A 14,325-nucleotide genomic window follows, 5' to 3' on the forward strand; every position below is an offset into this window, starting at 1 on the left:
GAGTCCGAAGTTTTCACTAACTCCTGATTCCTGAAACCTGGAAACTGATCCCTAACCCAACAGTTGCCGAATCATTTTGTCCGTTTCGTCGTAAGCCCCTTCGCCAATGTGGTCATAGCGAATAATTCCTTGGCGATCGGCTAAAAACAAATGAGGCCAGTACTCATTTTTGTAAGCACCCCACGTTTTGAACTGGTTATCCATCGGCACAGGATAGGTGATGCCATGCTTTTGCAGCGCTTGCTTAACATTGTTCACATCCCGTTCAAAGGCAAATTCAGGTGTGTGAATGCCAATAACTTTTAGTCCTTTAGCAGCATATTGCTGATGCCAACGAGTGATGGAAGGCAGGGTGCGCTGGCAGTTGATGCAACTAAAAGTCCAAAACTGGATGAGCGCCACAGTTCCCTTGAGGGAATCAACGGTCAGCGGTGCAGAATTAAGCCACTGAGAAATGCCCTGAAATTCTGGTAAGCGGTTGGCGGCAGCGGCAAGATCGGTCGCGCGATCGCGATCGCGTTCTGATGTAGATGCCTCAACGTCGAGCATTGCTGATTCTTGATGGAGTCGAGCAGCAAGAGTTACTCCGCCAGCCCCCATTAATCCCAAGCCAAGATAAGTCAAAATTCGACGGCGCTGCAAAAGAGAACTCATAGGGATACCTACAATGAAGGTCTACATTAATTGGGCTATTTCTTCATTGCATCGCCTTTCATCGCGTCTCCTTCTTTCTTCATAGCATCCCCTTCTTTCTTCATTGCGTCGCCCTTCATAGCATCACCCGTTGTACCCATTGCTGGGGAAGCAGAAGGATTGCTGGGGGTTGCTTGATTGGCCCCCCCGGAACAGGAAGCCAAACCAGCGGTAATCGCTAAACTTGCTGCCAAACCCAAAACTTTTAGGTTCATCATTTTTCTTAAGCCTTTAGACGTAGGTGTTTATTGGTAGGGAAGAACTGTTTTGCTCTTTCCTAGTGACATACGAATGGGTTAAGCGATCGGATTAAAATTTTTTTCAGCAGATTGCAAAATACCTGATTCACCTTTTTAATGCTCATATTCATCCACGTCCAATCCCTTTTTTCAGGCGTATTTTAGATAGGGAGTGATGGAAAAACTACGGCTCAATCATGGTTAATGTAGAACTTGTCTTGAAAACGTGAATCTATGGATTTCAAGCCTTCTCATCCGCTCTCAATGCCCACTGATGCGGAGTTGTTTCAGGCAATGCAAGCAAAGCAACATTCTGCTCTAGCGGCGCTTTACGATCGCTACGCTAGCCTGGTGTATAGAGTGGCGTTGAGAATTTTGATAAATCCACAGGAAGCCGAAGATTTGACTCAAGAAATTTTCTTAAAACTTTGGCGCAGCAGCACCTACGACGTAAATCGAGGTTCTTTAAGCAGTTTTTTGACCACACTAACGCGATCGCGAGCTATTGATAAACTTCGCTCACGCAGCAGCAATCTCAAATCTCTTCAGCGCTGGGGCAACACCATGACGACTCAACCTCCGCCTATTAGCCCATTTGAAGCTGCATCTATTCATCAGCGATCGGAGCATGTGCGCGAGGCATTGGCTAACCTGCCCGAAAAATATCGACAAATCTTGGAACTTGCTTATTACGAAGGGCTAAGCCAATCAGAAATTGCCGCCCGATTAGACATTCCTTTAGGAACGGTGAAATCGTGGTCGCGGCAAGGATTACTCACTCTTAGAAAAACCTTACAGACTTGGATTGAATAATCGCGCTATGGCTGAACCCATTTATCCTGAATCGTCCTATCCCGAACATTGGCAAGAGCTGATGGCAGGCTATGTGTTGGGTAACCTAACGCCTGAAGAAGCCGAGGAGTTGCAGCAATTACTTGCGACCCATCCCGAATTGGGCGAGGAGATGCACAGCCTGCAAGAGGTGCTAGCAGCGATGCCCTATGCTCTGCCAGAAGTGCAACCTGCGCCAGCGGTGCGATCGCGCATCCTCACCACTGCTCAAAATCAAGCTGCCCAAAATCAAACAGTGCCAATTCGTCGCCATCGACCGATGGCGTTGCTGTGGGGCGGCAGCATTGCCGCCGTGATTGCAGTGATGGTGGGGGTAGACAATCTAAATTTGCGGCAACAGCTTTCTGCAACTCAAGCTAGGATTGCCTCCCAAAAAGACCTGATTGCCATGCTGCAAGCGCCTCAGACTAAGTTGGTGACCTTGAAAGGCATGGATAAACTGTCGAAAGCGGCGGGTAATGTGGTGATTACGCCGGGAGAAGCAGGCGCGATCGTGGTGCTGCAAGATCTACAAACCTTGCCACCTGGACAAGCCTACAATCTCTGGGCAGTGACCAATGGGCAAAAAGTCTCAGCCGGAAATTTCATTGCTAATTCCCAGGGCAGAGTATTTGTGAAGGTGCCTTTGACTTCAGCAACGAGCGATCGCGTCACGAACCTCATCGTCACCATTGAAACATCGCCCACGCCTCTCTCGCCTCGAGGGCCCATGGTGATGACCAGCAGCTTGTAAGGGCCGATGAACAGATTATCCGAGAGCGATCGCGATTGGAGACACTAGACCGCAATACTCTACGATATCCTGCATAATCATTGGGACAAAACTCAAGATTTCTGTCGAAATTTTTGATAGTTTAGGATGCTTTTATCCACTGCTAGAGAAAAATAGCTACTTTGCCGTGATGTGCAACTTTGCTCTGCTAAGGGTATCCTGACTCAAGCCCTTAATCTTATTTAATAATCTAGGCTCTTTCCCTTGGGAGGAGTCGGGTATAACCCATTACGGAAACGCAAAGGTAACAGGTGCTAAAGGTGGACGGTGATAGTTGCAGCGCAGCTTTCCGGTCTTGATCACTCATATTTGGCGATCGCTCCCAGGCTGTTATGACGTTCAGGCTTCTATCTACCGCTTTTCTTATGATCAGTAGTTCTTGTTTAGAGACATTACCTGATTCTTTAATGCTTGCAATTGCAGCAACTTTGGCTATTGGCGCAGCGTTGCTACTGCTGAAATTGCGTTCATTGCAGCAAAGCAATCCAGTGACCTCGCCCTTACCCATTGTGGCAGCACTTAACCGCTACATCATTCAGCAAGTACAGCAATTTTTGGATGTAGAAGCGGTATTACAGCAGGCTGAAGCAGATTATTGTGGCATCTATGAGAACGCGATCGAGGGCATTTTCCGCTCAACCCCAGAGGGACGCTACCTCAGCATTAATCCGACCCTCGCAAAAATGCATGGCTATCGATCGCCGGATGAAATGATGACAATGGTCACAGATTTTGAAAAACAGATCTATGTTTCTCCGGGTCGCCGTGCCGAATTTCTGAACTTGATTACACAACAAGGAGTTGTCACAGAATTTGAATCTGAGGTGTATCGCAAAGATGGCAGCACCTTTTGGGTTTCAGAGAACGTTCAAATCGTCCGAGATGCCGCAGGCACCCTGTATTACCAGGGCACTAGTCTGGATATTAGCGATCGCAAACAGACAGAAATCGAGCTTGAAGCTTTAGAAATTAAGCTCAGTACACTCCTAAGCGCTTCATCCTCAATCATTGCTCAGACTCACGTTTTTCTAGATGGCACCTGGAAATGCGTTTATTTTTCCCCGAACTGCGAGAAGTTGTTTGGCTATTCACCGGATGAGTTTCTTGCTGACAGCAACTTGTGGATGTCGCGGATTCTGCCAGAGGATCAAGAACAGGTCGTGATACCCATTTTTCGAGATATTTTGGCTGGGCAGATCGCCACGATGGAATTTCGCTTTCGGCACCGAGATGGCTCCATTCGCTGGATTTCAGATGCCGTGAACCCGCGATGGGATGCGAATGCTAACTGCTGGGTGGTGACCTGTGTAGAAACCAATATCACTGCCCATAAACAGGCTGAAGCGACGCTGCAAGCAGATCAAGAACGGGCTCAGCGAGAGCGCCAACAGGCAAACAATGCTCTGCGCCAAAGTGAAGCGCGATTCCGTGCGATTTTTGACCAGATTGAGATTGGCATGAATCTCGCTCAGCTATCGGGCACCTATTTGCAAGTAAATTCGGCTTTTTGCAATTTGGTGGGATACAGCGAAGCTGAACTCTTGTCAATGACCTACCAAGACTTGACCTATCCAGAAGATCACGAACTAGAAATGCCACTGGCGGCACAAATGCAAGCGGGCGATCTCCAAACATATTCCTTAGAAAAGCGATATGTGCAAAAAAATGGGCAACTACGCTGGGTGAATGTGCATGTGTCGAGTGTGCTAGACAGTCAGGACAATGTCTTGTTTGCAACGACAATGGTGGAGGATATTGGCGATCGCAAACAGGCAGAAGCCGCCTTATCAGCCAGTGAAACTCGTTTTAGAGCGTTAACGCAAAACTCCTTTGACATTATTCGTTTGATTGATCATTCTCTAACGGTCGTTTATGAAAATGCCGCTTCAAAAACGATCTTGGGCTATTCCACTCAGGGAAAATCGCTGAATGATTGTTTAGCCAATATTCATCCAGGTGATCTGTCGTCTGTGCAAACCGCGATCGATGCCGTACTAACCCATCCCAGTACTTCGATCACCGTAGAATATCGGTTGCAGCGCCCTGATTGTTCTTGGGTTTGGCTCGAAAGCATTGCTACCAACTGGCTGCATCAGCCAGACATTGCCAATATTGTGCTTAACTCTCGCGACATTACTGAGCGCAAGCGCATCGAAGCTGCCCTACGTTGGAGTGAAGCCCGCAACCGCGCCACAATTATTGCAGTTCCAGATTTGCTGATCCGCATGCATGCAATAGGGCGGTATTTGGAAGTGGTAGAGGGTCAAAATGTAAAACTTCTGAAACCCGAAACTGGCTTTGATGGTAAGAATATTTTCGATATTTTGCCGCCAGAACTGGCTGAGCAACGCATGAGTTATGTGCAGCAGGCTCTGGAAACCGGACAGGTGCAAGTTTATGAACAGCAAATAGAAGTTGATGGCAGCCTCTACGATGAAGAAGTTCGGATCGCAATGATCAACGACACTGAAGTGCTGGTCATTGTGCGCGACATTAGCGATCGCAAGCGGATTGAAAATGAACGCAAGCAAAGCGAAATAGAGCGGGAGCGATCGCAGAATTTGCTGCGCCGACAGGCAGAGCGTGAGTATGCCTTGAACCAAATGACTCAGGCCATTCGCCATTCTTTAGATCTAGAAACTATCTTTCTAACTGCTACTCGCGAAGTTAGTAAACTGTTGAATGTTGATCAAGTGAGCATCGCCGAATATTTACCCGACGAAGGGCAATGGCATCATTTGGCGGAATATCTGCGAGATGCCAGTGTGCCGTCTGCCTCAAATACAAGTATCCCGGATCAAAACAACCTGATCGCTGCCCAACTCAAACAGAATCAGATCGTCCGCATTGACAGTGCTAACCATCCTGCCGACAGCATCAACCAGAAGCTCACTCAACAGTTTCCAGGGGCATGGTTGCTAATTCCACTAGAGGTAGAAGATAAGGTATGGGGTTCCTTATCGTTGCTGCGAACGGATACCCAGACCCTTTGGCAGGATGGAGATGTGGACTTGGTGAGTGCAGTGGCGGATCAAATTGCGATCGCCATTCAACAATCGCAGCTATATCAACGAGTGCAACAGCTCAATGCCCATTTAGAGCAAGAAGTGCAGCAGCGCACTGCCCAGCTCCGCCAAGCACTCATCTTTGAAGCATTACTCAAACGCATCACGGATAAGGTGCGAGACAGTTTGGATGAAGACCAAATTTTGCAAACCGCTGTAAATGAGTTAGGGCAAGGGCTAAAAGTCGAATGCTGCAATGCTGCTCTTTATGATGTAACCCTCACCTCTCATACAATCACCCATGAGTACTCCCTTGCTGACACATTTGCCTTGGGACGGAAAATGGCATTCGCCGATTGCCCCACAATTGAGATTTTTGATCAGCTAATCCAAGATATTTGCCTCCAGTTTTGCTTCACAGGGACAACCTACGCCCAGCCCCATAGCGAAATTTACACGATTTTGGCGTGTCCCATGCTGGATGATCAGGGCGTTTTGGGCGACCTATGGCTGTATAGACCCAAGCACGATACTTTTGATGAGTTAGAGATTCGGTTGGTCCAGCAAGTGGCAAACCAATGCGCGATCTCCTTGCGGCAATCTCGTTTATATCAAACCGCCCAATTACAAGTGCAAGAACTAGAACGACTGAATAGCTTAAAGGACGATTTTTTAAATACGGTCTCCCATGAACTGCGAACGCCCATGGCAAACATCAAGATGGCAACGCAGATGTTGGAAATCAGCATGGAGCAACCGACTCAGTTAGATGGCAATGATGAGTACACAGTCACGTCAAAAGCCGATTGCCCAGAGCGCTATCTCCAAATTTTAAAAGACGAGTGTCAGCGGGAAACTAATTTAATCAATGATCTACTAGATCTGTCGCGGCTAGACTCCGGTTTAGAACCGTTACTGCCGCTGACTCATCGCTTTCAATACTGGTTGCCCCATATCACAGAATCTTTTGTACAGCGCATGCAGCACCAACAGCAGCAACTCTCCGTCACCATTGCTGAGGAGTTGCCGCCGCTGACGACTGATTTTAACTACCTGGAGATGATCTTGACTGAACTGTTGCACAATGCCTGCAAATACACGCCTCCAGGCGAGGCGATCGTAGTGTCTGCGAAACAGTTAATCTCTAGCAGTATGCTAAACCGGGAAGGCGTTGCGATCGCTGCATTGCCAGAACCAGTACTTGCCTCAACGGGTGCCCCAGTTAAAACCTCCTTCAAAACCACAATCTTGGGCGTAATCCTGTCTATTGCTAACTCCGGGGTAACAATCCCATCTAATGAACTTAAGTATGTGTTTGATAAGTTCTATCGAGTTCCCAATAATGACCCTTGGAAGCATGGTGGTACTGGTTTGGGCTTAGCTCTGGTGAAAAAGCGAGTAGAACGGTTGAATGGAGAGATCGCAGTTTCCAGTCAAGACGACTGGACGACCTTTACCATTCACCTCCCCCTATACTTGGTATAACTCGTTCACCCATTCGCTCTCACAATCCCAGCAGTTCGTCCAGCTCATTGAGGGCATCACAAGCGGCAGAGGAGGGCGAGGCTGTAGACGCGATCGCTCCTATAGAGACGGCTTGATCTCGCTGTGCTCGTCGCCCTAAATATTCATCGGCATAGCGACGAAACACTGCCTCAACCGCTGCCCGTGAGTTTTTTAATCCCCATTCTTGGGCAATCACTTCTGCTTTTTCTAAGACATCCTGGCTGAGTCTTATCTTGTTGTCATACATAGCTGTAAGCCCTCTGGAAGTGGATACAAACCGCGCACATTAGCAAATTGAGGATCGGGAATGATAGCGAACAGCTTGCGTCCTGCCAGTCGCTCAGTAATCAGATAGGAACCGCCCCCAGTGACCAAAAACCGGGTTACCCGTGACATATAAGGCGTGTATTGTGCCTTCACCGTTTGGAAAATGCCCCGAAACCAGGGATCGAGGTATTCTTCTAGCCAGGGCGACCAGGATAAACCCATATCGGCGTAGGCATGTGCCGATTTGAACCCATCCATAACAATACCGGGGTCTGCTGTGGTGCCCAAGGCATCTGCGAGGCGCTTGTCAAAACTAATGGATGTTGCCAGTTCGTAGGTGCCGCCCCGATCCATCACATTCTCATCAATCACATCGCCTTCTGCATCCACAAGACGAGTCAGCCAGGTGCCGCCACCAATATCGATAACCACAGTGTAGCCATTGTCGGGAATTAGCCCTAGTCGCTGAGCGTAGGAGTAGGCTCCCATTCCTTCTCGCTCGACGCTGACGCGATCGACCGTGACGCGAAAAGGAATGCCGTTCCGCTTGAATTCGTGGATACCCATAAGTTGCGATCGCAGCGCCTGTTCATTACGGCTCGGTTCCGGTGTAGAAACATGCAAATTCAACGAAAATTCACTGTTTCCATCCCAAGGCTCAAGACACGCATAAAAATGTAGCCGCGCCAGGTCTACCTTGTTTTCAATCACGGTTTGCTGCTGGCGACGGTACTTATAGGCCTGTGCGCCAAAGTGATAGCGCGTGGCATCGGCAAGTTCAATTAACGGGGACGTATCTAAGTAACGAACCGCATCTCGACCTTGAGGCAACTGATAGCGAACAGAGCGAATGGCTCGGGGATTGCTGTTTCCATCCCAAAATTTCAAATCATAGTTGCCGGCATCCAACGCGAGAGTACGAGTCGCTACAGTGGCAGGAGCAGGCTCTTTAATCGCTGCTTTCGTTCGGCGGGTTTCTGTGGCGGTCATGTGAATCTCCAAATGGGTTACATCCAATTGCAAGTCAATATGCATCAAGGTATGCGTTAAATCGTTGCCCCCAATTGCGCCTAAATTCGCCCAATTAGTACACTTGGACTATATTAAACCTCTCGCTGGATGTCAACTCTAAAATTGATTGTCATTTTTTTCAGAGCTTATATCTTAATCTCCCATTTTCCGACAAGAATTTCGGTGTTTCTCTTGCGTTTCAATCTTCTACTCTGTAAAATCGAGTTTCATTCTTTGGTTCCTGAGCAGGATACCTTAGTTTGTTTGTTAGGATTTATGGATGTAGGAAGTGCCAAGAATGAATAAGCGTCAAGGGTTTTGGTTTTTTGGAGAAGGATTGATGCAGCAGTTTGCAACGCGATCGCGATTTAAACCGCTCAATCGCGCTATCTCCTTATTTTTAGTTGGGATTGGATTAAGCGTTGCGATCGCTGCCTGTGGAGGCTCCCCCAGCACCAATACGACGGGCAGTGCTAGCTCGACTGCTGATTCAAAAAAGGGCGTTGAAATCAACCTTGTCGCTTACGCCGTTCCAAAAGCTGCTCACGACGCGATCATTACCTTATTCCAGGAAAAGTGGCAGAAAGAAAAAGGTCAAACCGTTACCTTCACGCAAAGCTACGGTGGGTCGGGTTCCCAAACTCGCGCCATCATTGATGGACTAGAAGCCGACGTGGTTCATCTAGCACTGGGAGCCGACGTAGAAAAGCTTGTCGAAGCCAAAATTGTGAATGAAGATTGGAATAAAAAACTTCCCAATAGTGGCATTGTCGCAAAATCCGTTGCGGCAGTGATTACCCGTGAGGGAAACCCAAAAAATATCAAAACCTTTGGAGACTTAACCCGTGATGGCGTGAAGTGGATCACGGCAAACCCAAAAACCTCTGGAGGTGCCCGCTGGAACTTCCTGGTTATGTGGGATTACGCCTTGAAAAATGGAGGAGATGAAACCAAGGCAACTGAATTTGCCACCCAAGCGTTTAAAAATGTGGCAATCTTGGCAAAAGACGCGCGCGAAGCCACGGATGTATTTGCCAAGCAAGGTCAGGGAGATGCTCTGATTAACTATGAAAATGAAGTGATTCTAGCAAAGCAAAATGGGCAAAAGATCGACTACGTGGTGCCCGAAATCAATATTTCAATTGATACTCCGGCTGCCGTGGTAGATAAGAATGTGGACAAGCATGGCACACGTGAAGTGGCTGAAGCCTTTACCAAATTCTTGTTCAGTCCAGAAGCCCAGGCAGAGTTTGTCAAGCTAGGATTCCGTCCGGTGGGTGACTATGCCAAGACGAATGAAAAAACGCTTGCCACCCAGTTTCCAGCAGTGAAAAAGCTTGCCACCGTTGATGAGTATGGCGGTTGGAGCAAGGTGCAGGAGAAGTTCTTCGCTGACGGAGCCTTGTTCGATCAGATTCAATCCAAGCTGGGTAAGTCGTGATTTTTGTGGGGGAGATAGGATGGTCACCTTGACAGGGATACGTTAGACCCTTAGTTTACTCGAACGCGGAAGCGGGCAAAGCCAAAATTGCTGCCTGCGCTATTGGAAACCGTGCCCAACTCATAAATCGCCGCACCATTTGGGTTTGTTTGAATAGTGCAGGAATTGTTGTTGGGCAGCGGTGCCAAAGACGCATAGAAGTTGCCGCCGGGTTTAGTAGAAGGTGAGGCAAAGAACGCAGCCGCACTACCAATCTTCAACTCTAAAGACTCAGGAATAAAACTCATTCCCCCAGGAATCAAGTCGCAAATCTTGGCATCAACTGCCGGAGATGCGCCATCCGACAAGAAATAAACGGTGTAAGTCACTTCATCATTACTCTGCACTGGCGTAGTGATGGGTATAGCCGTTGCACCTACCAGCGGAATTTGGGCAAAACCCGCCGCCGTATCATTGGGATCCGTTAGGTCATCAATCACTGCGCCAAAGTTGACCCCAGCCAACGGTGCCCCGTTGCGAATCACATTGGTAATTCGCTTCACCAGCTTAAAGTCAGAGGTTCCAGCCCCAGCAGGCGATGGGCGCGTCGTTTTCACAACTGACTGCGGCACCGGAGCGCCTGCCCCCGCTTGGGTACGCACCTTACGATCCATAAAGGAGGTGGCCGTGATTGTCGTGGTGTCGGTGAGAATGGTGCCGTCGGGTTGGATGGCACCCGGTGCAGGAGTAACGCACAGGAATAGATCAACAAAACCACCGTTTGCTGCCAAAATGCCTGTATCCACCTGCCCATCGCCATCGGTATCAGTCAGCGGAAGGGTTCCTGCCTCATCCCGGAAGAATTGCGCGGTGTAGTTGGGGTTTGTGCCACTGGGCACCAGGTTGACGATATCGGTTGTAAAGAAATTGTTCGTTACTCTAAACGGATGGCAAACCCGCTGACCCACAGGAGTTTCGCGGGTAGTATCGGTTGTAATCGTAAAGTTTCCAGCGCGAGTGGGTGGGGTATCAAACAGCGGCAGGCGAGCGGGACCCGTATTTGCCTCAAACAAGGTTTGATTGTCTGTGGTGAGAGCATTCACCCGAAATTCCCATGCCCCAGCGTCATTCAGTGGATTTAAACCCGCAATATTGTCTGCACCCGTATCCAAGTTGCCGCCGCCATTCCAGACTCCATTCAGTGATATCGTTGCTGGGAGGGTACCTAAGCCACCCGGAGGGCTAATGTAACTGAGGGCAGCGCCATTATCAAGGTCAAAGTTGCGGAAAGATAGGGTGCCTGTCCCTGGACCGACCAGGGTAAACAGCCTCAAATTAATTGAAGCCCCAGAGTTTTGCTGAATATTTCCCTGAAATTGTCCAACTAGCAAGTCGGCAACGCCCAAAACTTGAATTCGGAAGCCGTTATCGTCATTGTTTAAGGCGAATGTTGGATCTCCTGAAATGGGTAAGGCTCCTGCTTCACTGGTCACCTGATAAATTCCTGGGGCTGTGATGGTGCCCAACAGATCGTTTTGACCATCCGCAGAGGGTAAGCCAATGTTATAGGTCAATGTCCCAAGGGTTCCACCTCCTGGAGCCAGCAAGGTAAATCGGGACGGGTCGCAGTTGTCGCCTGCTGCGACACAGACCACAGTGCCAAATAAACTAGCATTGATTTCATCGATTGTTCCGTTGCTTTCTCCATCTAAAATGCGAACGGGAATTGCACCACCTGCGGCAGCTAAATCTGACGGGGTGACGCTGATGAAAAATCGATGGATTCTATCAGTGCTGGCAGAGTTGAGGGTGGTGTACCAATCGCCAACTTCCGGAGGGCGTTCGCGTCCCGTCGTTTGAAAGGTGAGAGCGGGGTTGAGGGGTGAGGGTAGGGTAGTCACCTGCGCGATCGCCGACTGAGGGTTAATGGCTAAAGCAGCAGCTAAGATTGTCAAGTTGCTCGTTATGCGAAAATATCGTCGCATTGTCCGGGCTAATAACGAATTAGAAGATTGCACAAATTCTGCTCCTCACACTGAAAAAGATTGCTATTAACAAGTAGCAATCTCTTGAGAGAGTATCATATTTCTCTGGTGGCAAAACTTCGCAGCAATTTGTTGAAAACTGCCTAACAGTCTAGAGTGGCTTCCAGTTCCCAGGGGCTAATGTGGGTGCTGTACTCGTTCCATTCTTGGTGCTTGAGTTTGATGTAAGCAGATACCAAGGCAGAACCCAATATTGGAGTGAGGATGGTATCTGCTTCTAAGCAGCGCAACGCATCCAGCAGATTTGCAGGTAGGCGTTTGAGGGTTCCAGTTGGCAGCAGATCAGTGTAGGCATTATTGTCTTGGCGATCGCCCGGATCGCGTTGGTGTTCCATGCCATCTAAGCCGCTGGCAATTAGGGCGGCAGGCAGCAGGTAGGGGTTTGCAGCCCCATCCGCCAGCCGAAATTCAAACCGTCCTGGTTCTGGAATACGGATAGAGTGGGTGCGATTATTGCCGCTATAGCTGATGCTGTTGGGAGACCAGGTCGCACCGGAGGTAGTGACAGGTGCATTAATCCGCTTGTAGGAGTTGACCGTGGGATTGGTGAAGGCGCAGAGGGCAGCGGCAGAGTGCAACACGCCACCGATGAACTGATAGGCCAGCGGTGAAAGTCCTAGTTTGCCAGTGGGGTCGTCAAATAGATTTGTGTTGCCTGCGGCGTCCCAAACGGACAGGTGAGTGTGGCAACCGTTACCCGTCAAGTGTAGGAAGGGTTTGGGCATAAAGGTGGCACGCAGTCCGTGCTTTTCGGCGATCGCTTTAACCATGTACTTAAAAAAGGCATGGCGATCGGCGGTTACTAACGCATCGGCATAAGTCCAGTTCATTTCGAACTGACCATTTGCATCTTCATGATCGTTCTGATACGCGCCCCAACCTAGTTTCAGCATGGCATCGCAGATTTCTGATATCACGTCAAAGCGGCGCATTAGGGCCTGTTGGTCGTAACAGGGTTTGCTGGCGCGATCGCGTCCATCCGAAATCTGCTCACCATCGGCAGACAGCAAAAAATATTCGCACTCCACTCCGGTTTTCACCCGATAGCCGAGCGCTGCTGCTTTGCTGACCATCTGTTTCAGCACCCACCGCGGTGTTTGCTCCACGGGTTGTCCACTCATCACCAAGTCGGCTGCCATCCAAGCGACATCAGGCTGCCAGGGGAGTTGGATCAGGCTGTCGCGATCGGGAATCGCCAAAATGTCTGGATCAGCCGGGGTCATATCCAACCAGGCAGCAAACCCGGCAAATCCGGCACCATTCACCGCCATTGCATCGATCGCCTGGGTCGGAACGAGTTTTGATCGCTGCACCCCAAACAGATCAGTGAAGGAAATTAAAAAATAGCGAACTCCATGTTCACGGGCAAATTCAGATAAGAGCGTAGTCATAACAGTTATTTGTATCGTTATCAACGAGTTTGTAGGGCGTTTTTTAGCGTCATAGCCCACCCTGCTTAGAAGTCTTAAGCCTCCAGCAGCTCCCAAACAGCCGCTTGGATAAACGCTTCATCTGTTGAATTTTGATAGGGATTTCCTGCCCGGTGTCCCCAAATAGAAGGAATCGGGCGATAGGTCGCCTTAGGAATCAGAGCAGCCTCAGCCGCACAGTCTTCTGGCGTAAAATATAAGTCTGTTGCAGAAGGCATTACCAGGGTTTTTGCCGAAATCGACTGCATTGCTTTTTTATAGTCTGTTTGACCGTTTAGATTATTGCTTACATCGCAGCGTAGCCAGGTATCAATCATGGCAATTAAGTTGTGCGGATCGCGCTGACGATAGCTAGCTTCCCAACCGCGCACTAAATAATCATCCAGCGACTCGTAGCCAAATTGATAATATAGCCCTTCGCGATAAAAGGCCTGAGATGCAGCCCAACTGGCATAAATTCGAGAAAACGTGCGAAATCCGCGATCGGGCGTGCCATCAAAACCTGTGCCAGTCCAGGTGGGATCTGTGGTCAACGCTGAGCGCAAACTTTCGAGAAAAATCCGATTGTGATCCGTCGTCCGCGCCGTACCGCAGAGTGCCGCAATCCGCTCCACGCGATCGCCATGCATCACGCCCCAGTGATACGCCTGCTGTGCCCCCATCGACCAGCCATACACCAGCGCCAACTGCTCAATCCCCAACAGTTGCAAAAGCTGTAACTGAGCGCGCACATTATCAAAATGGGTAAACCAAAACCCTTGTTCGGCTAAACCGCAGTCGGCGGAATTGCTCGGCGAACTGGACAGCCCATTGCCGAACATATTTGGGATAATGATAAACCAGCGTGTGGGATCAAGAATGCCATTGGGTCGGATCAACCAGTCAATGTCGCTGTGCTGGGCACCATAGGATGTGGGATAGAGAATGACATTTCGGCGATCGCCTGCCAACTCGCCATAGGTTTGATAAACCAACTCCGCTTGGGGTAGCACTTTGCCGCACTGAAGCGCAAAATCTTTGAGCGTAAAGCAGCCGGCGCTCATGAAGGCGATCCCAATTGAGCAATAATATCGCGGTTGACTTTC

The 14,325-nt window shown here is 49.2% G+C and carries 11 protein-coding genes; 4 read left to right on the forward strand and 7 right to left on the reverse strand.

Features of this window, described 5'->3' with window-relative positions:
• Nucleotides 1–51 precede the first annotated feature (51 nt).
• Entirely contained in the window at nt 52–654 is a 603-nt protein-coding gene (locus tag JOY44_RS08555) for a thioredoxin family protein (RefSeq protein WP_171573186.1), read from the reverse strand.
• 35 nt (nt 655–689) lie between these two features.
• Nucleotides 690–911, reverse strand: a complete 222-nt coding sequence (locus tag JOY44_RS08560; protein WP_197985072.1) for a hypothetical protein — start codon at nt 909–911, stop codon at nt 690–692.
• 255 nt (nt 912–1,166) lie between these two features.
• On the opposite strand from JOY44_RS08560, the gene JOY44_RS08565 reads away from it, so the two are divergent.
• The 3 genes from JOY44_RS08565 to JOY44_RS08575 all read left to right on the forward strand — a co-directional run bounded on the left by JOY44_RS08565 (nt 1,167) and on the right by JOY44_RS08575 (nt 7,046).
• A complete protein-coding gene (locus JOY44_RS08565; protein ID WP_171573187.1) occupies nt 1,167–1,745 on the forward strand; it encodes a sigma-70 family RNA polymerase sigma factor in 579 nt (192 codons plus the stop codon).
• A 7-nt stretch (nt 1,746–1,752) separates the two neighbouring features.
• Nucleotides 1,753–2,517 (forward strand): anti-sigma factor domain-containing protein, encoded by a 765-nt coding sequence (locus JOY44_RS08570; RefSeq protein ID WP_171573188.1) that lies wholly within the window; start codon nt 1,753–1,755, stop codon nt 2,515–2,517.
• Nucleotides 2,518–2,963: 446 nt separating this feature from the next.
• Complete coding sequence (locus JOY44_RS08575) at nt 2,964–7,046, forward strand: PAS domain S-box protein (protein WP_203031955.1); 4,083 nt, start codon at nt 2,964–2,966, stop codon at nt 7,044–7,046.
• 19 nt (nt 7,047–7,065) lie between these two features.
• Here the strand turns inward: JOY44_RS08575 and JOY44_RS08580 are convergent, their stop codons facing one another.
• Both JOY44_RS08580 and JOY44_RS08585 read right to left on the reverse strand, forming a co-directional pair.
• Nucleotides 7,066–7,314, reverse strand: a complete 249-nt coding sequence (locus JOY44_RS08580; RefSeq protein ID WP_171573190.1) for a hypothetical protein — start codon at nt 7,312–7,314, stop codon at nt 7,066–7,068.
• On the reverse strand, nt 7,296–8,369 hold the full coding sequence (locus JOY44_RS08585) for a ParM/StbA family protein (RefSeq protein ID WP_197985073.1): 1,074 nt from the start codon (nt 8,367–8,369) through the stop codon (nt 7,296–7,298). Before JOY44_RS08585 ends, JOY44_RS08580 begins: the two co-directional genes overlap by 19 nt.
• A 274-nt stretch (nt 8,370–8,643) precedes the next feature.
• Between JOY44_RS08585 and JOY44_RS08590 the strand changes: the two genes are divergently transcribed.
• Nucleotides 8,644–9,786, forward strand: a complete 1,143-nt coding sequence (locus JOY44_RS08590) for a sulfate ABC transporter substrate-binding protein (RefSeq protein WP_171573191.1) — start codon at nt 8,644–8,646, stop codon at nt 9,784–9,786.
• 50 nt (nt 9,787–9,836) lie between these two features.
• On the opposite strand, the gene JOY44_RS08595 is transcribed toward JOY44_RS08590, so the two are convergent.
• The 3 genes from JOY44_RS08595 to JOY44_RS08605 all read right to left on the reverse strand — a co-directional run bounded on the left by JOY44_RS08595 (nt 9,837) and on the right by JOY44_RS08605 (nt 14,283).
• On the reverse strand, nt 9,837–11,783 hold the full coding sequence (locus JOY44_RS08595; RefSeq protein ID WP_203031956.1) for a DUF11 domain-containing protein: 1,947 nt from the start codon (nt 11,781–11,783) through the stop codon (nt 9,837–9,839).
• 110 nt (nt 11,784–11,893) lie between these two features.
• Nucleotides 11,894–13,201 carry a type III glutamate--ammonia ligase gene (gene glnT / locus JOY44_RS08600; RefSeq protein WP_171573193.1) on the reverse strand — a complete coding sequence of 436 codons (1,308 nt, stop codon included), beginning with the start codon at nt 13,199–13,201 and terminating at the stop codon, nt 11,894–11,896.
• Between the two features lie 74 nt (nt 13,202–13,275).
• A complete protein-coding gene (locus JOY44_RS08605) occupies nt 13,276–14,283 on the reverse strand; it encodes an alpha/beta fold hydrolase (protein WP_171573194.1) in 1,008 nt (335 codons plus the stop codon).
• Between the last annotated feature and the right edge of the window lie 42 nt (nt 14,284–14,325).

It is taken from the genome of Leptolyngbya sp. Cla-17 (genome assembly GCF_016807185.1).
Classification (GTDB): domain Bacteria; phylum Cyanobacteriota; class Cyanobacteriia; order Leptolyngbyales; family Leptolyngbyaceae; genus ULC077BIN1.